The organism is Peribacillus sp. FSL E2-0159 (assembly GCF_038643155.1).
GTDB classification, from domain to species: Bacteria; Bacillota; Bacilli; order Bacillales; family DSM-1321; genus Peribacillus; species Peribacillus simplex.
The window spans coordinates 1,339,892-1,363,134 of sequence record NZ_CP152053.1; the positions used below are offsets into that span (position 1 = coordinate 1,339,892).

The following is a 23,243-nucleotide window of genomic DNA, read 5'->3' on the forward strand; positions in this document are numbered from 1 at the left end:
ATTTTCCATAAAAGGAGTGATCGAAGTGGATCAAGATACAAAAGACATTATTTTTGGAGCTTTGGAGCAGGTCATAGACCCTGAGCTTGGTATAGATATCGTTAATTTAGGTTTGGTATATGATGTTGATATGGATGAGGAAGGTCTGACTACGGTGACGATGACATTGACAGCAATGGGCTGTCCGATGGCTGGGACGATCGTCGATCAAGTTAAATTGGTTCTGGAAGATATCCCTGAGGTCAAGGAAACGGATGTGAAGATTGTCTGGAGTCCGCCATGGACTAAAGACAAAATGTCCAGATATGCTAAAATTGCATTAGGAATCAAATAATAACTCTGTAATAGAAATGTAAAGCCAGTCAAAAAACGGTGAATCCATTCAATGGAGCCACTTTTTATGGTCTGGTTTTTTTCTAATACTTTTGGCTAGGAGTGATTAATTGAACAGTCATATTAAGGATTCATTGGGCAGGCCACTTAGGGATTTAAGGATTTCAGTCATAGATCGCTGTAACTTTCGCTGCCAGTATTGCATGCCTGCTGAAATTTTTCATGAAAATTTTCAGTTCCTGCCAAAAAGTGAGCTACTATCTTATGAGGAAATTGTAAGGCTTTCTGAAATATTTGCAAGCTTAGGGGTTAAAAAACTAAGGTTGACAGGCGGGGAACCATTACTCCGGAGAGATCTTACCACTCTGATTTCAAATCTCGTTAAAATTGATGGTATTGAAGATATTGGATTAACTACGAATGGGGTCTTCTTGAAAAAACATGCCGCGAATTTGAGGGCAGCTGGTTTGCAGAGGGTGAATATCAGCTTAGACAGCCTCGATGATGAACTTTTCAAGAAGATGAACGGCAGGGATATCGGTATAAAGCCTGTTATTGAAGGCATAGCTGCAGCCAAAGAAGCAGGGCTTGGCGTTAAAGTGAATATGGTCGTGAAAAAAGAGACCAATGAATCTCAAATTCTGCCGATGGCCCGATTTTGTAAAGATGAGGGCATTCAATTACGCTATATAGAATTTATGGATGTCGGGCATACAAACGGCTGGCAGTTGAAGAATGTCATTACGAAAAAAGAACTGTTAGCGATGCTCCAAACCGAATTCGATCTTGAACCGGTTGAAGAAGATTATTTTGGAGAGGTGGCAAAACGCTTCCGTTATAAGGGCACTACTGCAGAAGTGGGCTTCATAACCTCGGTTTCCGAGTCTTTTTGTTCAAGTTGTACACGTGCACGTCTTTCTGCTAATGGAAGTTTATATACATGCCTGTTTAATGGAAAGGGACATGACTTGAAGTCTTTGCTCCGTTCCGACATGACAGATGAAGAATTGACCGGGTTCATCATTTCACTTTGGAATCGTAGGGACGACCGCTATTCGGATGAGCGGGCAGCGGGAACAGTGAAGAAACAGGAAAAAATCGAAATGTCATTCATTGGCGGTTAAAATACATGGGACTCCCGTCCGAATGAATAAGAAATTAAGGGATGGCAACATGCCATCCCTTTTTTGTATAGTTGGTACGAACCTGAGATGCCAGCAATGAGCGAAATCGATTTTTATACTTTTTTTATGCATTTTTATATAGGACACATGGTAATGAAAATAATTCAATGGTCCTAGGGATGGATTTAGCCTGAAATAAACTTCAATCATTTTAAAATCAGTAAGGCATTATGTATTGATCTTTTTATGGGAGGGATTTAATCGATGGTACAGATTTCTATTGGACAGTTTTCACAGTCGATTTCCTGTTTCAAATAGTCAAAGTCAAGAATCGTAATGCGTCCCTTTTTAATGGAGACGACATTGTTTTTCCTTAATTGAGCGAGCATTCGATTGACTACCTCGCGGGATGTGCCGCAAAAATTAGCGAGTTCTTGGTTTGTAAAGGGAAGATTGATAACTTTACCGTCTTCTACTTCAGTGCCATAGCTATTTGATAAACGGATGAGGGTGGAGTAAAATGCACCTTTTTTACCGTGCAGGAGCATATCGCGGAATTTAGCCTGATTTTTACGGTTTTGAGCGGATAACCATGTCATCATATCGACTGCAAGACGGCTATCGGAGGCGATTTTATCTTCTAGTGCTTCTTTGGAAATAACCGCTACAGTTCCATCTTCCATCATTTTTGCATTCATCATATATTTAGGATTTTGAGAAAATAAGACTGTTTCCCCAACCAAATCATTCTCCGAACTAATCCGTATAGTTAATTCCCGACCGTCGGGAACAACCTTACTCACTTCAACTTTCCCTTTTATAATATAATACAAATCACTTGCTGGGGTGCTCTCCTGAAAAAGGTAGCGCCCTTTTTCCATATGTTTAACTTCATATTTATTATCTAAAATTGCATGCATCCGATTAGATAACGATAATTCATTCATGCATATGACCACCTTTCAGATACCATTATTACTCAATTACTATCTTTGATTTAAACGGAAAAAAACCTAGTAGTCAACAAGTTTGGATAATTCTAGGATTTTTGATGGATAATTTTTCATTTAAAATTAATGTTTAAAATTTTATAAAAATACATTTGATTTTATTTTTATTCAGTCTTATAATAATAGAATCAAAGAATGACAGGGACCTGAAATTATAGGAGATGGTTTTATGAACGTATCAATAGTAGGTGCAACGGGTTATGGAGGACTGGAACTAATAAGATTTTTGAATAATCATCCGCAATTTAAAATAAAATCATTGCATACTTCATCCCAATTTGGACGAAGTTTATATGAAGAAAATGCACATTTAATGCATATGAAAGATAAATTAGAAGAAATTGACCCTGAAGCGATTGCAAAAAAATCCGATATTGTATTTCTAGCAACTCCTTCTGGGGTTTCCTCGCAATTGATTTCGGAATTTTCTGACCTTGACATTAAAGTAATCGACCTATCTGGAGACCTCAGGCTTCAAACTCCAGGTGAATACGAACACTGGTATAAAAAACCAGCCGCGCCTCAGCAAATTATAGAAGAAGCCGTATACGGATTGACTGAATGGAATGCCGAAGCAATAAAAAAAGCAACGATTATTGCCAATCCAGGGTGCTACCCAACCGCATCACTATTAGGTCTTGCCCCTTTATTCACTGAAGGATTGGCCGGAGCAGCTGCCGATGTGATCATCGATGCAAAATCTGGGGTTTCAGGGGCGGGTAAATCACTTTCGGCAGTCACCCATTATAGTGAAATGAATGAAAACTTTAAGATATATAAGGTAAATCAGCATCAACACATACCGGAAATCGAACAACAGCTTGGGCGATGGTCATCAGGTTTACAGCCCATCACCTTTAATACACATCTTGTTCCAATGACAAGAGGGATTATGGCAACGATGTATATAAAGGTAAATCGGGAAACCACAAATGTTGAATTAAAGGATTTATACGAAACAGTATACGAGAACCACCCATTTGTCCGGATACAGCCTCTTGATCGCTTTCCATCCACGAAACAGGTATATGGATCGAACTTTTGCGATATTGGCGTCGATTATGATGAAAGAACAGGTAAGGTAACAGTGGTTTCAGTTATTGATAATTTAGTGAAGGGTGCTGCAGGGCAGGCCATTCAAAATGCAAATATATTAATGGGACTAGAAGAAACGGCAGGACTATGGAACAGTCCGCTATATCCGTAAACTATGGAGGGAAACAATGAATACACTACAGCCAGTTGAAGTAATCAAACAAATTCAAGAAGGAAACATTTTAATGCCCCAAGGGTTCAAAGCGTCAGGTGTCCATGCAGGATTACGCTATTCTAAAAAGGACGTTGGAATCATTTTTACCGATGTCCCAGCATCAGCCGCAGCGGTTTATACACAAAATGTAGTTCAAGCCGCTCCAATCAATGTAACGAAAGATAGCATTGCAGTTACTGGAAAACTTCACGGCATTGTAGTGAATAGTGCTTGTGCGAATGCTTGTACAGGTGAACAGGGTTTAAAAGATGCAAATGAAATGAGGAAGCTTGCGGCTCAAAAGTTCGGTTTGGAGGACCATTCATTTGCAGTGGCTTCAACGGGAGTCATAGGGGAATTCATGGAAATGGAAAAAGTAAGAAAAGGCATAGCGTCATTGCAGCCAGAAAATACACCTGAAGCTGCTGAAGCTTTTGGTACAGCCATTTTAACAACGGATATTGTAACGAAGAGCTGTGGTTATGAAACAATTATTGACGGTAAAACCGTGAAGATGGGCGGCGCTGCGAAGGGATCGGGAATGATTCATCCCAACATGGCCACAATGCTCGGTTTCATTACCACGGATGCTGTAATTGAACCGGATGATTTACAGCAAGCACTATCCTCCATTACAAATGATACATTCAATCAAATCACGGTTGATGGTGACTGTTCAACGAACGACATGGTGTTAGTGCTCGCGAATGGAGAGGCGAACAATGACCCTTTGACACCTAACCATCCAGAATGGTCCATCTTCCTGGAATTATTAAAACAAACTTCCGAAAATCTCGCTAAACAAATTGCGAAAGACGGAGAAGGTGCCACAAAACTGATAGAAGTGAATGTTCATGGCATGCATACGAAGCAAGATTCACAGATGATGGCGAAGACGATCGTAGGGTCCAATCTAGTGAAAACAGCAGCTTTTGGAGCGGATGCAAACTGGGGACGGATCATTGCTGCGATGGGAAGAAGCGGAGTGGCATTCAATCCGGATCAAGCAACGATCGTTTTTGGTGATATCGTCGTACTTAATGAAGGTGAGCCGATAATGTTTTCTGAGGAAGAAGCCAAAGCATACTTGGAAAATGAAAGTATCATCATTCATGTTTATTTAAAAGATGGTAATGAATCAGGCACGGCATGGGGCTGCGATTTAACCTATGATTATGTGAAAATAAACGGAAGCTATCGTTCGTAGAGGTGAAAATATGGACATATTAGTCATAAAGTGCGGCGGCAGCATCATTAATGAGTTATCTGAGTCGTTTTTCAATAGTGTTAGAGAGTTACAAAACCGCGGCTACCATATTGTCTTTGTGCATGGAGGCGGCCCTGATATAAATTCAATGCTTGAAAAATTTGAAATTGAACCAGTATTTGAAGATGGTTTAAGAAAAACGACCACGGAAGTGTTGGAAATTGTCGAACTAATGCTGGCAGGCAAATCGAACCGCAGCCTCGTTCATAAATTGGAAGCTCATGGCATCAAGTCAATCGGTATAAATGGCTCTGACGGCGGAATTCTCACAGGTGATTATATCGACGAACAGAAACTTGGAGCTGTTGGTGAGATACAACAAGTCAATACGGAGTTATTAGGACTTTTATTCGAAAAAGGTTATTGTCCGGTATTGACGCCCATTTCAACTACCGAAGAAGGCACTAAATTAAATGTGAATGCCGATATGGCTGCAGGGTCTGTAGCGAAGGCACTATCGGCTGATATGTGTTTATTTGTGACCGATGTTAAAGGGGTCTTGAAGAATGGGCAGATCATTGAGAAATTGAATGAAACGGAAACGAAGAATATGATCATGGATGGAAGTATCCATGGGGGAATGATCCCGAAAGTCAATACAGCGTTGTCGGTGCTGAATAAAGGGATTGAAGAAGTGATGATCGTTAGTGGGAAAGATCATTTTTATCAAGGTGGACAATTCATCGGTACGAAATTTCTTCAGGAGGAAGGGGTATTTCAATGAGTTCTTTATTTCCAACATATGCAAGGTGGAACATTGAGCCAGACACAGCGTCAGGATTGAAGATTACGAGTGCAACAGGTAAAGAGTATCTGGATTTTACATCCGGGATCGGGGTTTTGAATCTTGGACATTGTCATGAGAAGGTAAAAATGGCTGTCACGGAGCAGCTTAATAAATATTGGCATGTATCGAACATGTTTCAAAGTTCCATACAGGAACGGACAGCAAAAATGCTGGCTGATGCCTCTGGTTTAAGTCAGGTGTTTTTTGCCAACAGCGGTGCCGAGGCTAATGAGGCAGCTATCAAACTAGCACGTAAAGCTACTGGGAAAAGCAAAATTGTCACATGTCAGCAGTCTTTCCACGGCCGTACGTTTGCAACGATGGCTGCAACGGGGCAGGAAAAAATCAAGACTGGTTTCGGACCGATGCTAGCTTCGTTCGAATATGTTCCATTTAATGATAATGATGCCATGGCAGCAGCCATTGATGAAAATACGGCAGCTGTAATGATTGAAATAGTTCAAGGAGAGGGCGGCATTCATGTTGTACAGCAATCTTATCTGGACGTGATTCAAACTCAATGCCAAGAAAACGGAGCTCTCCTTATCATAGATGAAATTCAGACTGGAATAGGGCGTACAGGGAAACCATTTGCATTCCAGCATTTTAATATCCAACCGGACATCATCACTTCAGCAAAGGGGCTGGGAAATGGCCTGCCAATCGGGGCGATGATTGGAAAGGAAGCACTGTCTGAGTTCTTTAACCCTGGAAGTCATGGATCTACTTTTGGAGGTAATCCCGTTAGTGTCTCAGCGGCCGAAGCCGTTTTAAAGGAAATTTTCCAATCAGGGTTTTTAAAAGAAACCGTTAAAAAGGCTGAATACCTTGAAAGAGAATTGGCAAAAGCAATGAAGGACATGGAAGAAGTGAAAGAGATTCGCGGTCTGGGAATGATGGTCGGAATTGAATGTAAACAGGATGTTCAGGTGTTTTTAATGGAATTGCAAGAAGAGGGCTTACTTGTATTGAGTGCAGGTCCTAAAGTACTTCGTTTACTCCCATCTCTGACAGTTACCGAATCGGAGATCAATAGTGCAATAAACAAAATTAAAAAAGTATTGGCAATAAAACAAACTATCTAAAATTATTGAATTTTTATAGAATAAAATGAATAATTATGCTATTGTGTATATAAATATACATCATCTAAAGAGGTGAAGATCATGAAAAGCTATCTATATTTAGAGAATGGTTCCGTCTTTGAAGGGGAACTGCTGACTAAATCGACTGAAAAAACAATCACTGGAGAGATTGTCTTTTTTACAGGAATGACCGGATATCAAGAAGTGTTGACAGATCCTTCATATAAGGACCAGATTGTCATCTTCACATACCCACTAATCGGAAATTATGGAATCAATGAACATGATTTTGAAAGTAAGAAGCCGCATGTTGCCGGTGTGATTGTATATGAAGGAAATATGAGTCATTCCCATTATCAAGCTAAATATTCACTTGGTGAATATCTAGACAAGTGGAACATTCCTCTTTTAAGCCATGTTGACACAAGAGCGGTCGTTAAGAATATAAGACAGGAAGGTTCCATGCAGGCAGCCATCACCGCGGAAGAAAAATACACTGTCGTACCTGGCCTGAATGGTTTATCGGCCCACGTTGCTGAGGTATCCACAAAGGTTGTCGAGAGTTTTGGGAAAGGCGACAAGCACGTGGTAATGATGGATTTCGGCTATAAAAAATCCATATTGGATTCATTGGTCGAGCAAGGCTGCCGAGTCTCTGTCGTACCATTCGATACTGAATTCGAACAAATCAAGGACTTGAAGCCAGATGGGATTTTGCTTTCAAATGGGCCTGGGGATCCAAAACAGCTTGAATACCTCTTAGGAAACATTAAAAAGATCATTACGAATTTTCCAACGATGGGCATCTGCCTCGGTCATCAATTAACGGCCCTTGCCTTAGGTGGAAATACAAAAAAAATGCTGTTTGGACATCGCGGTGCGAATCAGCCCGTGGTCGATTTGAAAACGAAAAAGGTGTATATGAGTTCGCAGAATCATAGTTATGAGGTTGATGAACCGAGCTTACAAGGAACATCGCTGCAAGTGAGATTCAGAAACGTGAATGATAACACGGTTGAGGGGCTCATGCATGAAGACTTGCCAATCTTCACTACCCAGTACCACCCAGAGGCAAATCCAGGACCTATCGAGAGTTCATTACTATTCAATGACTTTTTACAAATGATAAATGATTATAGCGGGAGAGAAAAAGCTTATGCCTAAGGACGACACGATACAGACCATTTTAGTGATTGGTTCGGGGCCGATTGTCATCGGGCAGGCCGCCGAATTCGACTATGCAGGTACACAGGCCTGCCTTGCTTTAAAGGAAGAAGGATATAAAGTCATACTGGTCAACAACAACCCTGCAACGATCATGACTGATGATATGAATGCGGATGCTGTCTATTTCGAACCTTTAACAGTTGATGTACTGGAAAAGATCATTTCCAAAGAAAAGCCGGATGGCCTGCTCGCTACATTAGGCGGTCAAACAGGATTGAATCTTGCTTATCAATTGGATGATGCTGGAATACTTGAAAAATATAATGTCAAATTATTGGGGACTCCGATCGACTCCATCAAAAAAGGGGAGGATCGTGAACTGTTTCGTGAGTTGATGTTTGAAATAGGTGAACCCGTTCCTGACAGTACGATTGTCCATACTCTTGAAGAAGCGCTGGATTTTGCCGACAAAATCGGTTTTCCGATCATCGTTCGTCCCGCTTATACACTCGGAGGAACTGGCGGTGGGATTGCTGATTCACTGGACACCTTTAAGGAACTTGTACGGGGCGGACTTCAAGAAAGTCCGATTACACAATGCTTGATTGAAAGAAGCATAGCTGGTTATAAGGAAGTCGAATATGAAGTTATGCGAGATGGCAACAATACGTGCATCACTATCTGTAATATGGAAAACATTGATCCGGTCGGAATCCATACAGGTGATTCAATTGTCGTGGCACCATCACAGACTTTATCGGACGATGAGTTTCAGATGCTGCGGGCCGCATCCATTAAAATCATCTCTGCGTTAGGTATTATAGGCGGCTGTAACATTCAATTTGCACTTGATCCGAATAGCAAGCAATATTATTTAATAGAAGTAAACCCGCGCGTCAGCCGTTCATCGGCACTAGCTTCGAAAGCAACAGGTTATCCCATAGCACGCATAGCCGCAAAACTCGCTGTCGGCTACGATTTATCGGAGCTCATCAATCCTGTAACGAAAAGCACATATTCAAGCTTCGAACCTGCTCTTGACTATGTAGCGGTGAAGTTCCCAAGGTGGCCATTCGATAAATTTACGACCGCCAACCGCAAATTGGGAACACAGATGAAGGCGACTGGTGAAGTGATGGCTCTACACCGCAGCTTTGAAGGAGGAGTCCAAAAGGCCGTCGATTCTTTGGAATTGAAAACGATTGGGCTGCAGCTATCATCGCTGAAAAATAAAACGGTTACTGAACTTTGGGGAAAGCTTGCCGAAAAATCTGATGAACGAATATTTGTCATTTTTGAAATGCTTAGAAAAGGTGTGGCGATTGAAGAAATCCATGAAGCGACAGCCATAGATTATTTCTTCCTTAAATCCTTTGCGTCATTGATCCAAAATGAAATGGAGATTGAAGCTAAGGCAATCGATCAGGTAACAAGAGAAGAACTGCAGACATACAAGGAAAAGGGCTTTTCAGACTGTTATCTTGCTTCCGTATGGGAAGTAAGTGAGATGGAAGTGAGAGCACACCGCAAATCACTAGGCCTTACGGCGGTCTACAAAACGGTTGATACATGTGCAGCCGAGTTCGAATCACATACGAACTATCACTATTCAACATATTTTGGTGAGAATGAACAGAAAAAAACTGATAAAAAGAAAGTCTTGATGATTGGCAGCGGTCCGATCCGTATCGGACAGGGAATAGAATTTGATTACTGTTCGGTTCACGGTGTTTATGCACTCCAGGATGAGAATGTTGAAACGATAATGATCAATAATAATCCGGAAACGGTAAGCACGGATTTTGCGACGGCAGATCGCCTTTATTTTGAACCTTTAACTCTAGAATATGTTCTTAATGTAATAGAAGCCGAAGATATAAAAGACGTTATCGTCCAATTTGGTGGGCAGACTGCGATAAACCTGGCAAAAGGCCTGGAAGAATACGGTGTCAATTTGTTGGGGACTACCTTCGATACACTCGATCAATTAGAAGACCGTGATCGTTTTTATCAGCTGCTTCAAAAACTGGATATCCCCCATGTACCGGGTTCAATGGCTAATGGTGAAGAACAATTAATTGCCTTTGCAGAGGAAATCGGTTTTCCAGTGCTCTTACGCCCATCCTATGTAATTGGCGGCCAGGGAATGGAAATCATCCGCTCCAAGGAAAGCTTAGTGAATAGAATGGTAAATGGAACGGCACTTGTATATCCCGTGTTGATCGATTCCTATATTCCAGGAAAGGAAGCCGAAATCGATTTGATTGCGGATGGAAATGATGTATACATTCCCATCATTGCCGAACATATAGAGAAAGCAGGTGTCCATTCAGGGGATAGCATGGCATTATTGCCAGCTCAATCCTTAACGGATGATATCAAAGATAAAATGACCCTTTATGCTAAAAAACTAGTTAGGGAACTTGGTTATAAAGGACTTATGAACATCCAATTCGTGATTGAGGGAAATAGTGTATATGTATTGGAAGTGAATCCTCGTGCCAGTCGGACAATTCCAATCATCAGTAAAGTGACCAATGTATCCTTGGTGCAAATAGCGACAAAAATATTGCTTGGGAAATATTCGTTGTCGAATGCGTTCGAAAAAACGGGTTTAATGGAAGAAATTCCGTATGCTGTCGTCAAATATCCAGTATTCTCTACCTTTGCACTAAGCGGACTCGATTCGAAGGTAGGTCCGGAAATGAAATCAACAGGTGAAGGAATCGCCATCGGAGAAACGGTAAATGAAGCGTTGACAAAAGTATTCCATGCTCAAAAAGCTAAACATACTTCAGGTGTTTATCAATCAGGATCAGTCCAATTAAGTGAAGATTTGTTAGTGCAAATCAAAGAAGCAGGTTTGAAATTGGGGAATTCAGATTTTGATAAATGGTTAAATGAAGGAAATGCTGCGGTCGTTCTGGCATATGGAACAACGGAAGAAGATAAGAAGCTAAGGTTACTTGCAGCGAAATACCGACTGCTTGCATTTACGGAAGAAGAGACTTTCAAGGCCTATCTACAATCGGTAGAGAATGCTGATCCAGGGGTTACCTCGCTTCAGGAATGGCTTTTACCATATTCGAAAGGAGTGTCACACGTATGAGTTCAATGACGGCACCGACACAAGCGAAGATTTTAAATGGAAAAGATTTTTTGACCATGAAAGAGTCTACACCAACGGCAATTGCAGATTTGTTAAAGCTGGCGCAGACCATTAAAGGCAAATTGCATGCTGGTGAAGAATATACGCCTTTAAAAGGGAAAACGCTGGGGATGATCTTTGAAAAATCGTCTACCCGTACCCGTGTTTCTTTTGAGGTAGGCATGATGCAGCTTGGTGGACACGCTTTGTTCCTGAGTGGCAATGACTTGCAAATTGGACGTGGTGAGACTATTTCGGATACTGCAAAAGTCCTTTCTGAATATATTGATGGCATCATGATTCGTACCTTCGAGCATGAAAAAATCCTGGAATTGTCAGAAAACGCTTCTATCCCAGTCATCAATGGGTTAACTGATCTTGCACATCCTTGTCAGGTGCTTGCTGACTTCTTGACGATCATCGAGATAAAAGGGCAGCTAAAAGGCTTGAAAATGAGTTATATCGGTGATGGCAATAATGTTGCCAATTCATTGATGGTAGGCTGTGCAAAAATGGGAATGGATTTTTCCATTGGATGTCCTGAGGCCTACAAACCCGATGAAAAAGTCGTCGCCTATGCTCAAAAAGTGGCAGAAGAGACTGGCAGTGAAATTGTGGTCACAACCTCCGCTTCAGAAGCCATAAAAGATGCGGATATCGTCTATTCCGATGTTTGGACCTCCATGGGGCAGGAAATCGAGAATGGTATCCGCTTAGAAGCTTTTAAAGATTATCAAATCAATGGTGAACTTGTAAAACTTGCTAAAGAAGATTACTTATTCATGCATTGCCTGCCTGCACACAGGGAAGAAGAAGTAACGGCTGAAGTCATCGATGGACCTAATTCCGTCGTTTTCCACCAAGCCGGAAATCGTCTGCATGCCCAAAAGGCGGTTCTAGTGGACTTAATGTCTTAACCAAAAAAAGCGTCTCCTCGCAGTCGCTCAGTTTGTAGAAAAAAAGGTTTCGGAATGGTCTCATTCTGAAACCTTTTTGATTTTATTTGTAGCAGTTAGAGAATATTAACTAGATCAATACTTGGGCATCCTACCACCAATTCATAAATAAAAAAGACACTAATTGTTGCCTTCATTTTACGAACCAAATGGTTCGATGGCACCAGTTGATCTAAAGTAAATCATTTCAAGTTGATCTCGCTGAATAGAACCATGTTTAGAAAGCATCCTTAGCACCTTAAGTTTTAATCAATCTATATTAAACAGAAAAGACTGCAGGTAAAAGGGTCTATCCTTAATGTTAAAACAAAGTTGATTGGAACGGAAGGTACGAGACTCCTGCGGGAAAAGCGCGTCCAAGGGAGACCCCGCAGGCGCAATGGCGCCGAGGATGCTCCCGGACCGCCCGCGGAAAGCGAGTGCCCTACGTTCCAATCAACGGTCAAGTTCAGAGAACAACGCTTTATTAATTCAGTCAAATTTCCTGTGTGTCCTTTATTTTTCTGACATGAAAGAAAGGAACCTGGTAATAATAACAGGGAAAGCATGTAAAGGGGTGAGATCTATGGGGCAAAATCGTCAATTTAAGCCGGGTCAGAAGGCACCTAATAATGGGACCTACGTAGAAATCGGTGAAACGGGCAGCACGGTAGTGAATCCGAAAATGGTAAAGCTTGATGCAGGGGATTCTTTTCCTGAAACATCCAATCATAACCGGATATGGACATATAAGCGGAAGCCATGAAGCATCAAAAAGCAGGAAAAAGGAATGATCGCCATCCTTTTCCTGCTTTTTTCTATTCAGCGGAATAACCGAATATTTTCGAGATTTCCAAACAGCTCTTTCTTAAATAGTGGCTTAAAGGATCTTCATAATGATCAGGAATGCTTTCGGTGAACCCAACGGCAGTGATCGCTCCCAATAATTCTGAATTATAATTAAAAACCGGAATGGACATGGAGGAAACAGATGGTACAAGAGGCTCTTTGGCAAAAGCTATTTTGTATTTCCGAATTTCATCATATTCATTTGTTTCTTTAAGGAACGAGCCTTTATCATTACGATCTTTTTCAATCCATTCCGCCGTCAAGGAAGGATCCTGAAATACAGTGAATACCTTTCCGGAAGAGGATGATGGCGGAAGTCTCGTACCTAACTGTGCCCCGATGTTTAAGTTTTGATTGGAATTCCATATTTTTGCCGTGATTGGTCCATCATATGTCCAAACGGAAAAAAGGACCGTGCAAGAAGTATGGTGACTGATTTCCTGTAAATAAGGAGTTATTCTGCTCGTGACATCCTCATTTCCTATCGCGGCCATGCCGTATTGAATCAATTTGCTCCCAAGATGATACATACCGGTTGTCTTATCGCGATATAGTAACTCCAGTTGAGTCAAAGTATTCAAATACTTATAGAGGTTACTTTTCGTTATTTCCGTTAATTCTTGAATATCAGAGAATCTTAAAGGAGTTCTTTGGGAAGCAAGTAAATCTATGATGCTCATCCCTACTTGTAATGATTGAATCGTCGAACCGGATTTTACGATTTCCATAAATCAATCTCCCTAATCTGTTTTAATTTAGGTCTAGTATATCAGAATCTGTAATATTTAAATGAAATTTAGCATGAAAAACCGGAAGCTGCTTGAACCTATCAATATACTTTCCTTTTAAATAAATAACTTTAGCGGACCTTTTTATTGATTCCGAAGTAGTCATAATGGTGTAGATGATAACATTTGCACAAAATTTTGCAATACTTTCTTGACAATATTCCGAAAATTAAGTTATTATTTATATAAATAGTGAACAAAGTTACCTATAAGTGAAATTGGTAGATGTTCAGTCATTCATATTCTAGTTTGTGAAGCGCATCCAGCAGAATTAGCCCACAAATAAGGATAATGGCATCAAAAAGAGATTTTTTTTAAAATCCAGATTAATAAAGGAGAATGAAATATGAAATTAGTAACTTTCAGCAGTAAAGGATTTAAACGTATTGGTGCAATTTACCCGAATAATGTAATAGTCGACTTGAATTATGCCTATCAAGCGCTTCTTGAAAGCGAAGGGAAGCTTCGCAGTGAACAAATCGCTGAAGCATATGTCCCTGCAACCATGGAGGCGTTTTTACAGGGAGGTAATGAAAGCCTTTCCATCGCGAAAAAAGCTGCGGACTACGCTATTAACAATCGTGATTCCTTCAGACATGAATTGGTGCATGATGTTGAAAATATAAAGCTTGAGGCCCCTGTCCAAAAGCCAGGCAAAATTATTTGTGTGGGACATAACTACCGTGAGCACATTGCTGAAATGGGTCGCGAATTGCCGCCATTCCCTGTGGTATTCGCAAAGTTCGCCAATACAGTAATCGGTCCCCAAGATGATATACCGTTTTTCCCAATCTCTGAACAACTTGATTATGAAGCGGAATTCGCTTTTGTAGTCGGACAAAGGGCACGTAATGTTTCAAAAGAAGATGCTCTTGATTATGTAGCTGGTTATACAATTGCGAATGATGTTACGTATCGTGATATCCAACGGCGTACACTTGAGTGGCTTCAAGGGAAAACGGTTGAAGGAAGTGCTCCGATGGGTCCTTGGTTAGTCACTTCCGATGAACTATCCGATCCATCTGGCTTAAATGTCCGATTAACGGTAAATGGTGAAGAACGCCAAAAAACGAATACATCCAACTTCGTATTCGATGTGAGATATCTTGTTGAGTTCTTATCGAATTTAATGACTCTTGAACCAGGTGACATCGTTCTCACAGGAACACCGGGTGGGGTAGGAGTAGCCCGTGATCCACAAGTGTTCTTAAAAGATGGTGACGTAGTCAAAATCGAGATCGACAAAATAGGTTATCTTGAAAACCGTGTGCGACTTGTCGGGGAGGGAAAATAAAATGGCTTATCAGGAAATCGGGACATCAATCCAATCGGTTCAACAATCAATCGACCACATTCTTGAGACAGCGGCAAACCTTCCGGAAGCAACGATCCGATTTAAGCCTGCAGATGATGAATGGTCAATCATGCAGATACTTTCCCATTTAGCTGAGGCGATTCCTTATTGGTTAGGTGAAGTGGAAAATGTAATAGCGGTGCCTGGATCCAAATGGGGGCGTGGATTGCAAGATCCAGCCCGCCTGGCAGCAGTTACCGATACTGACAAACTTGCTGTTGATGATGTCATGAAGCAAGTGGAAGGGCTTAAATATAAAGTGGAAAGCAGTCTCGGGAATTTAGATGAAGAATCACTATCCAAAGAATCGCCACACCGGAATTTCGCTAAATTCGGAAACAAACCAGTTTCTTATATAGTCGATCACTTCATCGATGAGCATATTTTAGGACACTATGATCAAATTAAGCGAAACCTTTCTAAAATCCAGTGAGGAAATGATAAAAAAAGAAAGTAGGGATTAATATGGCTGAAAAATCGGAATACATGAATAGTACAATCGTAAAAGATTTTACAAAGGATATTCAGCAGTATAACCTTGGGCCACTGTGGGAAGCCATTCCCGCTCTGATGGACCATGAACCTAAACCTCATGCCCATGCTTATTTATGGAAAGAAGAGCTTTTGACAAAAAAATTGATGGAAGCAGCTGAAATCTTCACTCCTGACCGAGGAGGGGAGCGCAGGGCCATATATTTTCAAAACCCTGGCCTTACTTATCGCCAGCCTTGGGGATGGGCTTCGACAACGCAAACGCTTTATGCAGCGGTTCAGCTATTGTTGCCAGGTGAAGTGGCCCCTTCCCACCGCCACTCCCAAAGTGCACTTCGTTTCATTACGAATGGTGAAGGTGCATACAGCATCGTGCAGGGAGAAAGGATCTTCATGGAAGAAGGGGACTTCTTGATCACGCCTAAAAACCTTTGGCATGGTCATGGACATGTTGGCGAAAAGCCAATGATTTGGATGGATGCCCTTGATATCCCAACCATCTATTCCATAGGAGGCACTTTCTTTGAACCATATCCAGATCGTATTGAAACGCCTAAACGGCCGGATAATTTTTCAGAGCTCCGTTATCAAGGCGGAATGGTTCGTCCAGTATCCGACCGTTATTCACAAGTGGCACCGCTTGCCAACTACAAGTGGAAAGGCACCAAAGCAGCGATAGAAGGATTAATGAATTTTGAACCGGACCCATATGAAGGGTTCGCCGTGGAATATATCAATCCATCAAATGGCCAAACGGCCAATCCGACGATGGGGGCATGGATGCAGAAACTTCCTAAAGGTTTCCATACGAAAGCACATCGCCATACCCATTCCACAATTTATCAAGTACACCAAGGATCAGGCTATACGGTCATTAATGGAATGCGTTTTGACTGGTCCAAGGGAGATTACTTCGTCGTTCCGAATTGGGCCTGGCATGAGCACGTTGCAGAAGCCGATTCTTACTTATTCTCGGTAAACGACCTACCAATAATGGAGAGATTCGATTTGGAACAGCAACAGGCATTAGACGGAAACAATGGTTACCAAAAGGTTGAAAGTGAATTCAAGCCTGTTTTGGTATAAAATTAATCGGTTTGAAAACTTTCAGAATGATCCTGATGGATATATGAAATGCCAGTCGAATGAAAACGCTTACTATGGTAATGGTCCACAACATTGGCTAAATCAACTAATTTAGGGGGAATTGATGATGAACACAGAAAAAAAACCATTCATCGTAATCGGTGGGGGAATTGGCGGATTGGCAACTGCTTTGGGAATCGCAGAAACGAAACAGTATGTAAAAGTCTTGGAACAAGCTCCCGAATTTGGTGAGATTGGTGCAGGGATTCAGCTTGCCGCAAATGCCACCAACGTATTGCAGCGTTTAGGCGTCATGGATAAAATCAATGAAATTGCAGTATTTCCAAAAAGGTTGGTGCTGATGGATGCCTTTTCCGGAAAAGAGCTTTCCGCTTTGGATTTAGGTGATGTTTATAAAGAAAGATACGGAGCTCCGTACGTTGTTTTGCATCGTTCCGATTTGCATAAAGTACTGGCTGAAGCCTGTGAAAAGAACCCGTATATCGAACTGGTTACGAACCAAACCATTATTGAGACAGTAGAAAATGAAGGTGAAGTGACGGTTACTTCTGCCAATGGGTCCCAACATTCAGGAACTGCTGTCATTGGAGCCGATGGATTATGGTCCAAGGCACGGAAACTTTTTGTGGAAGATCAACCGGTCTGCTCTCAATATGTTGCATACAGGGGAGCGATCCCGATGGAAGAGGTTACGAGCCATGGAGATTTAGATGATGTATATATGTGGATTGGGCCAAACCTTCATCTTGTTCAATACCCGGTTAGAAGGGGAGAACTATACAACCAAGTAGTGGTGTTCAAAAGTTCTCAATACACGGAAGAAAACGAAAAAACAGATCAATGGGGAACCCCGGAAGAAATGGACCGTGTATTTGTCGGAACTTGTGAGCTTGTTCAGAATGCGATTTCATTCATTCAAAGGCAACGCCGCTGGCCAATGTATGACCGTTTACCAATTGATAATTGGACAAAAGGAAGAATTACGCTTACGGGAGATGCGGCACATCCGATGCTTCAATACTTGGCACAAGGGGCTTGCCAGGCTTTAGAAGATGCAGCTTATTTGTCGGATATGCTTCATAAGCATGGGGATGACATTGAACAGGCGTTTTTGGAATATCAAGAGGAACGGATTCCGCGTACGGCTCATGTTCAAACAAGCGCAAGAATGTGGGGGGAAATCATTCACAACACAACCGATGCAGGCATTCTGCTTCGAGATACGATTCTTGCAGGTCGCACGGATAAGGATTTTCAATTCGTCGATGAATTTCATGGTTACAATAAAACGGCCGTGAAAGCATAACCCATTTTGTTTTTTTTGAATACTATGCTAAGTAATTTTATGCATTTTACAAATGGGTCTGCCTTTCTTCTATATGAAGAAAGGCTTTTGCCGTTTATCCTCCATGCCTCCTGCATTTTTTATAACTTTCCTTTACATGGGGAAAATTAGAAGTATAATGAAAATATAAAGGTCAAATTTGGTCAAACTCAGTGGGGATTCGTTCATGATATAGATGAATGGGAGGTTTTAAGATGGATATTAATAAAATGACGGAGAGAACCCAACAGGCGTTCATTGGCGGCCAGGAACTAGCCAGAGATAGAGGGAATCCCGAGCTGACGGAGCTTCATTTATTAAAGATCTTAATGGAACAGGATGAAAGTTTATTAATCAGGATTTTATCGGAATCTGGTAAACCGATGAATCTATTTGATATAGAGCTAAATAAGGAACTGGATCGATTACCGGAAGTGAGCGGGAGTATTTCCCAGGTTTACATGTCATCTTCCCTACAGCAAATTTTGACGGCTGCCGAAAAAGAAATGCAAGTGTGGGAGGATGAATATTTATCTGTTGAACATATACTGCTTGCGTCGTTGCAAGTCAATAAAACGAATGTAAACAGACTTTTTTCATCATATGGAATTGATTATGCTAAAGCAAAACGGGTTATAAACGATATAAGGGGGAATCAGCGAGTGACTAGTCAAAATCCTGAAAGCACTTATGAAGTACTGAAAAAATACGGCAGAGATCTCGTTGCTGAGGTTAAATCGGGGAAGGTCGATCCCGTAATTGGTCGAGATACGGAAATCCGTAACGTCATCCGGATCCTTTCACGTAAAACGAAAAATAATCCTGTATTAATAGGAGAACCCGGAGTAGGTAAAACAGCCATCGTCGAGGGGTTGGCACAAAGGATCGTCAGGAAGGATGTGCCGGAGGGATTAAAGGACAAGACCGTTTTTTCACTAGATATGAGTGCGCTTGTCGCTGGCGCCAAATTCCGCGGTGAATTTGAAGAACGCCTAAAAGCGGTGTTGAATGAGATCAAGAAAAGTGACGGTAAAATTCTTTTATTCATTGATGAATTACACACAATTGTCGGTGCAGGAAGAACAGATGGCGCACTTGATGCCGGAAATATGTTAAAGCCGATGCTTGCGCGCGGTGAGCTGCATTGCATCGGTGCGACGACCCTTGATGAATATCGACAATATATTGAAAAAGATCCGGCCTTGGAACGCCGTTTCCAACAGGTTCTGGTTCCTGAACCGGATGTGGAAGATACGATTTCAATTTTGCGGGGATTAAAGGAACGGTTTGAAATTCACCATGGCGTCAGGATACATGATCGGGCGATCGTTGCTGCCTCTGTCCTTTCGAACCGATATATAACGGAGCGATTTTTACCGGATAAAGCGATAGATCTTGTGGATGAAGCATGTGCGATGATCCGAATGGAAATCGATTCAATGCCATCCGAGTTGGATGAAATCACGAGAAAAGTCATGCAACTTGAAATTGAAGAAGCTGCCTTGAAGAATGAGGAGGACCCTCAAAGCAAAGCAAGGCTTGAGGTGCTTCAAAAAGAACTATCAGAACTTCAGGATCAAGCGAATAGCATGAAATCCAAGTGGCAAATGGAGAAATCAGCGCTTCAGAAGGTGCAGGATAAACGTGAAGAGCTTGAGAAACTGCGTCATGAACTGGAACAGGCAGAGAATGACTATGACCTTAACCGGGCAGCTGAACTTCGGCATGGAAGAATTCCGCAGCTTCAAAAAGAATTGGAAACAATGGAAGACGAATTGGAAAAGGAAAAACAGGAATCACGATTGCTTCGCCAGGAAGTGACGGAGGAGGAAATTGCCTCGATTGTTGCAAGGTGGACCGGAATTCCGATAAGCAAGCTGGTGGAAAGTGAAAGGGAGAAACTGCTTCGCCTATCTGATATCCTGCATGAACGCGTAATAGGTCAAGGAGAAGCGGTGGAACTCGTATCCGATGCCGTTTTAAGAGCAAGGGCGGGAATTAAAGATCCAAACAGACCGATCGGTTCATTCATTTTTCTTGGGCCGACTGGTGTCGGTAAAACCGAATTGGTAAAAGCTTTGGCAGAAACGTTATTCGATAGTGAGGAACATATGATTCGAATCGATATGTCGGAATATATGGAGAAACATTCCGTGTCCCGCCTAGTTGGTGCACCTCCTGGATATGTTGGATTTGAGGAAGGAGGCCAACTTACGGAAGCTGTTAGGAGAAACCCATACTCAGTCATATTATTAGACGAAATTGAAAAGGCACATCCAGAAGTCTTCAATATTTTGCTGCAAATGTTGGATGATGGAAGGATAACAGACTCCCAAGGCAGAACAATCAACTGTAAAAATACGGTAATCATCATGACTTCCAATATCGGTTCCCATTTCTTATTGCAGTCCAACCGGGAGGATGGTGGCATTGAAGAAGAAATAAAAGATCAGGTCTTTAAAGAATTAAGAGGCCATTTCCGTCCGGAATTTTTAAATCGCGTTGATGACATTGTTTTATTCAAACCTCTGACGAAACAAGAAATCGTTGAAATCGTGGATAAAATGGTTCATCAATTACAGGTAAGGTTAACTGAACAAAATATAGTCCTGAACGTCACAGAAGCGGCTAAGGAATTCATTGCGGACCAGGGATATGACCCGGTATATGGAGCAAGACCGCTGAAGCGATTCATCCAAAAGCATCTGGAAACGAAAATCGCCCGTAAAATCATAGCTGGGACTGTTGAGCTTAAAGAAGGAATAACGATTGATCATGATCATGATGAATTGGTCCTCATATAAAAACGTTGAAATGTAGTTTACACGTAAGCAAAGTACGGTATAACAAAAAGGACATCCTAAAAAGGATGTCCTCTTTTGTTTCTTCTTAATGTTGATGAGAGTCTTTAGCTGGCCCGGCAGGCAAGATAGCAGGGATGATAAGAATCAGGATAGCAGCAGCTAATCCTAGAATCGTTCCCTGCGCAGCATCGTATGAAAGTCCGATCATGGAAGAAACAACATATACAGTCATATGCACTAATAAGAATGTCCAAAAAATTGCCCAAGCATAACGCATCGAATTTCACCTCATTCCACTACATTCATTTTTATCTTACCATAATTAATATACAGTTAAAACGTGTTTTTAATAATAACCTTTAAATAATTCAATACATTAAATCATAAGAGAACTTTTTCCGGCAGACAAGTTGGTTCCAAACCCTAAATGGGAGATCATAGGGGGGAATTAAAACAAAAATCGTTCCTGCTTGGTTAATTTAAGATAAGAAGTTAGGCGTTTCCACTGACCCTTTCTATTTTTCGTCATAAATTAATATAGTAGTAGTAATATTCCTTAAAGGAGTTTGAACGATGGAACAACGAACTTTTCAAATTGATGACCAATGGAATATCATCTATTATCCAGAGCGGCCCAGTGGTTTTTCCGTAATGGTAATTGGAGACCGTAGTCATTTTGTCGAAAAAGACAGCAGCTTTTGGCTGCAGCATCCTGGCAGGCTGCAGATATTGGAATATTTAAAGGAATACGGATACACGCTATTTTCATCGAATTTTCACGGAGCCAACTGGGGTAGTCCTAAAGCACTGGACCTTTCTCTTAACCTATATATTCTTTTCTTGAAAAAAGAAATAGTCAATCAAAGGGTTCATATATTGGCAGAGGGGACAGGCGCGCTCCTTGCCTTAAAGTTAATGAATGAACTTGGTAATAAAATACGGTCTGTCGTATTGATCGATCCTGTTTTATCCTTGAAAGCACAACTGGAAAAAGAAAAGGAAAATAAGTTCTTCTATAAAAAGTGGCTGTCCGAGGTCGCTGCTGCATATGAGCTCGATCTGGCAGAATGTGAACAGCATATCCTGGACACTGAAGATTCAGTAATCGCAGAGAATATCCCCATGAAAGTGATCCAGGTTTTTGGAAGCTTACGGAAAGAGCAAGCCTCCCTTTATCGGCAAATCCAGCTGGCTAGAAAAGCAGACTTGCAGCTGACGTATATATTGCCCGAAAAACGTTATAAAATCCCCTATCAAATACAAAAGTTTTTCAATGAGAATGAAGAGACTTTATGAGAAGAGATATATTTTTACAATAGTTTGCATACGATACAGCATCTAAAAAAACTAGACGTGCCGGATGAAGTGGGCTTGATGGCATACGAGGAGGCTGTATTTATGCAAACAAACATTGTCATTGGCACTTATCGATTCGTGGGATTCTATGTGTCTCAATATTTATTGAACCAAGGTGAAGAAGTAATCGGAATCGATTGGGCTGATTCAGAAGCAAGTCAATATATTATGGAAGAAAAGGAACTTGAAATAGGCAGGAATTCAAATTATATATACTTTCCGATAAATAAACTTAAATTATTGGATATTAAACAGCAGGACACGGTGTTCATATCTTGTTACGATATTCAAAGCGGAAAAATGGACAAAATCGATTTTGTAATAGGCGAAATCGTTTCCCTCATTGAGAAATGCAAAAAAAATGGCAAGAATGAAACGCCAAATTTCGTTCTTTTCATGCCCATTGAAAAAGATGTCAGTATATTTCAGTCCATATTAAACTCGATTCGTGGAATGGATTCTGCAAAAATCATATTTTTACCGACAATTTATGGACCTTGGCAATCGGAAGGCATGAGCTTTGAAGCTGGAATCAATCAGCTTGGACAGTCTGATATCAAAGCGGCAATTGCTGCCGAATATACCGGAGATGTTCTCTACATCACTGATTTAGTTAATGCTTTGGAAGCAGTGCTTACCTCTTCTTCCGATAGGGACATCCAATTGTGCAGCAGTATTGATGATCATTGGTATAAATGTGCCAAGTTAATATTTGATGAAAGTATGGATTCGTTTACTTCCCAATCAACAACGACTAAAATCAATAAAGGGAAAATATTTGAGGTGCAATGCAACATGGAGCCAGAAGAAGGCATTGCTTTACAAAGAAAACATAATAAACGATTAAACTTACTTAAAACATGGAGAAAGCGTGATTAACAGGGAGACCATAATCAAATATGATATCGGATTTTTTGTTATTTTGGGAAGGACGAAACTGCATATTTGCCTCTAATCCATATGTCTTGTACTATAATGTTCAAGGATAGGAATTATCTTCAAAAGATATTCATGATTTTATATGTGCGCACTTTACGAAAGGGGCATGTGGAATTATGATAATA

General features: G+C 41.1%; 20 protein-coding genes. 17 read left to right on the forward strand and 3 right to left on the reverse strand.

Annotation, left to right across the window (positions count from 1 at the left end; translation table 11 throughout):
* Positions 1 to 25: 25 nt before the first annotated feature.
* Positions 26 to 334, forward strand: coding sequence for a metal-sulfur cluster assembly factor (locus NYE63_RS06675; RefSeq protein ID WP_133348747.1), 309 nt, complete (start codon positions 26 to 28; stop codon positions 332 to 334).
* A 109-nt stretch (positions 335 to 443) separates the two neighbouring features.
* Positions 444 to 1,457, forward strand: coding sequence for a GTP 3',8-cyclase MoaA (gene moaA, locus NYE63_RS06680; RefSeq protein ID WP_342604559.1), 1,014 nt, complete (start codon positions 444 to 446; stop codon positions 1,455 to 1,457).
* Between the two features lie 257 nt (positions 1,458 to 1,714).
* On the opposite strand, the gene NYE63_RS06685 is transcribed toward moaA, so the two are convergent.
* The gene (locus NYE63_RS06685; protein WP_342604560.1) at positions 1,715 to 2,404 is read right to left on the reverse strand and encodes a Crp/Fnr family transcriptional regulator; all 690 of its coding nucleotides are present in this window, start codon (positions 2,402 to 2,404) and stop codon (positions 1,715 to 1,717) included.
* A gap of 232 nt (positions 2,405 to 2,636) precedes the next feature.
* Between NYE63_RS06685 and argC the strand changes: the two genes are divergently transcribed.
* From argC to NYE63_RS06725, 8 genes are all read left to right on the forward strand, one after another.
* A complete protein-coding gene (gene argC / locus NYE63_RS06690) occupies positions 2,637 to 3,674 on the forward strand; it encodes an N-acetyl-gamma-glutamyl-phosphate reductase (protein ID WP_342604561.1) in 1,038 nt (345 codons plus the stop codon).
* Positions 3,675 to 3,690: 16 nt separating this feature from the next.
* Positions 3,691 to 4,923 carry a bifunctional ornithine acetyltransferase/N-acetylglutamate synthase gene (gene argJ, locus NYE63_RS06695; RefSeq protein WP_342604562.1) on the forward strand — a complete coding sequence of 411 codons (1,233 nt, stop codon included), beginning with the start codon at positions 3,691 to 3,693 and terminating at the stop codon, positions 4,921 to 4,923.
* 10 nt (positions 4,924 to 4,933) lie between these two features.
* Positions 4,934 to 5,707: an acetylglutamate kinase gene (gene argB, locus NYE63_RS06700; RefSeq protein ID WP_342604563.1), complete on the forward strand. Its 774-nt coding sequence runs from the start codon at positions 4,934 to 4,936 to the stop codon at positions 5,705 to 5,707.
* Complete coding sequence (locus tag NYE63_RS06705; RefSeq protein ID WP_342604564.1) at positions 5,704 to 6,855, forward strand: acetylornithine transaminase; 1,152 nt, start codon at positions 5,704 to 5,706, stop codon at positions 6,853 to 6,855. Before argB ends, NYE63_RS06705 begins: the two co-directional genes overlap by 4 nt.
* Positions 6,856 to 6,936: 81 nt before the next feature.
* Complete coding sequence (locus NYE63_RS06710) at positions 6,937 to 8,019, forward strand: carbamoyl phosphate synthase small subunit (RefSeq protein ID WP_342604565.1); 1,083 nt, start codon at positions 6,937 to 6,939, stop codon at positions 8,017 to 8,019.
* Positions 8,012 to 11,131: a carbamoyl phosphate synthase large subunit gene (locus NYE63_RS06715; RefSeq protein ID WP_342604566.1), complete on the forward strand. Its 3,120-nt coding sequence runs from the start codon at positions 8,012 to 8,014 to the stop codon at positions 11,129 to 11,131. The genes NYE63_RS06710 and NYE63_RS06715 overlap by 8 nt, the downstream gene beginning before the upstream one ends.
* Positions 11,128 to 12,087: an ornithine carbamoyltransferase gene (gene argF / locus NYE63_RS06720; RefSeq protein ID WP_342604567.1), complete on the forward strand. Its 960-nt coding sequence runs from the start codon at positions 11,128 to 11,130 to the stop codon at positions 12,085 to 12,087. Before NYE63_RS06715 ends, argF begins: the two co-directional genes overlap by 4 nt.
* Before the next feature lie 604 nt (positions 12,088 to 12,691).
* Positions 12,692 to 12,871: a YjzC family protein gene (locus tag NYE63_RS06725; RefSeq protein ID WP_034314546.1), complete on the forward strand. Its 180-nt coding sequence runs from the start codon at positions 12,692 to 12,694 to the stop codon at positions 12,869 to 12,871.
* Positions 12,872 to 12,923: 52 nt separating this feature from the next.
* On the opposite strand, the gene NYE63_RS06730 is transcribed toward NYE63_RS06725, so the two are convergent.
* On the reverse strand, positions 12,924 to 13,682 hold the full coding sequence (locus NYE63_RS06730; RefSeq protein ID WP_342604568.1) for an IclR family transcriptional regulator: 759 nt from the start codon (positions 13,680 to 13,682) through the stop codon (positions 12,924 to 12,926).
* 406 nt (positions 13,683 to 14,088) lie between these two features.
* On the opposite strand from NYE63_RS06730, the gene NYE63_RS06735 reads away from it, so the two are divergent.
* The 5 genes from NYE63_RS06735 (at position 14,089) to clpB (ending at position 20,823) form a co-directional block, all read left to right on the forward strand.
* Positions 14,089 to 15,036 carry a fumarylacetoacetate hydrolase family protein gene (locus NYE63_RS06735; protein WP_342604569.1) on the forward strand — a complete coding sequence of 316 codons (948 nt, stop codon included), beginning with the start codon at positions 14,089 to 14,091 and terminating at the stop codon, positions 15,034 to 15,036.
* A gap of 1 nt (position 15,037) precedes the next feature.
* The gene (locus NYE63_RS06740) at positions 15,038 to 15,529 is read left to right on the forward strand and encodes a DinB family protein (RefSeq protein ID WP_342604570.1); all 492 of its coding nucleotides are present in this window, start codon (positions 15,038 to 15,040) and stop codon (positions 15,527 to 15,529) included.
* A 32-nt stretch (positions 15,530 to 15,561) separates the two neighbouring features.
* Positions 15,562 to 16,674 carry a cupin domain-containing protein gene (locus NYE63_RS06745; RefSeq protein ID WP_342604571.1) on the forward strand — a complete coding sequence of 371 codons (1,113 nt, stop codon included), beginning with the start codon at positions 15,562 to 15,564 and terminating at the stop codon, positions 16,672 to 16,674.
* Between the two features lie 127 nt (positions 16,675 to 16,801).
* On the forward strand, positions 16,802 to 18,001 hold the full coding sequence (locus tag NYE63_RS06750) for an FAD-dependent monooxygenase (protein WP_342604572.1): 1,200 nt from the start codon (positions 16,802 to 16,804) through the stop codon (positions 17,999 to 18,001).
* A 233-nt stretch (positions 18,002 to 18,234) separates the two neighbouring features.
* Positions 18,235 to 20,823: an ATP-dependent chaperone ClpB gene (clpB, locus tag NYE63_RS06755; RefSeq protein WP_342604573.1), complete on the forward strand. Its 2,589-nt coding sequence runs from the start codon at positions 18,235 to 18,237 to the stop codon at positions 20,821 to 20,823.
* Between the two features lie 85 nt (positions 20,824 to 20,908).
* On the opposite strand, the gene NYE63_RS06760 is transcribed toward clpB, so the two are convergent.
* Positions 20,909 to 21,100 carry a YjzD family protein gene (locus NYE63_RS06760; RefSeq protein ID WP_098371300.1) on the reverse strand — a complete coding sequence of 64 codons (192 nt, stop codon included), beginning with the start codon at positions 21,098 to 21,100 and terminating at the stop codon, positions 20,909 to 20,911.
* 296 nt (positions 21,101 to 21,396) lie between these two features.
* Here NYE63_RS06760 and NYE63_RS06765 point away from each other — a divergent pair, with 296 nt between their 5' ends.
* Both NYE63_RS06765 and NYE63_RS06770 read left to right on the forward strand, forming a co-directional pair.
* Positions 21,397 to 22,119 carry a hydrolase gene (locus NYE63_RS06765; protein ID WP_342604574.1) on the forward strand — a complete coding sequence of 241 codons (723 nt, stop codon included), beginning with the start codon at positions 21,397 to 21,399 and terminating at the stop codon, positions 22,117 to 22,119.
* Positions 22,120 to 22,221: 102 nt separating this feature from the next.
* Positions 22,222 to 23,058 (forward strand): hypothetical protein, encoded by an 837-nt coding sequence (locus NYE63_RS06770; RefSeq protein ID WP_342604575.1) that lies wholly within the window; start codon positions 22,222 to 22,224, stop codon positions 23,056 to 23,058.
* Positions 23,059 to 23,243 lie beyond the last annotated feature (185 nt).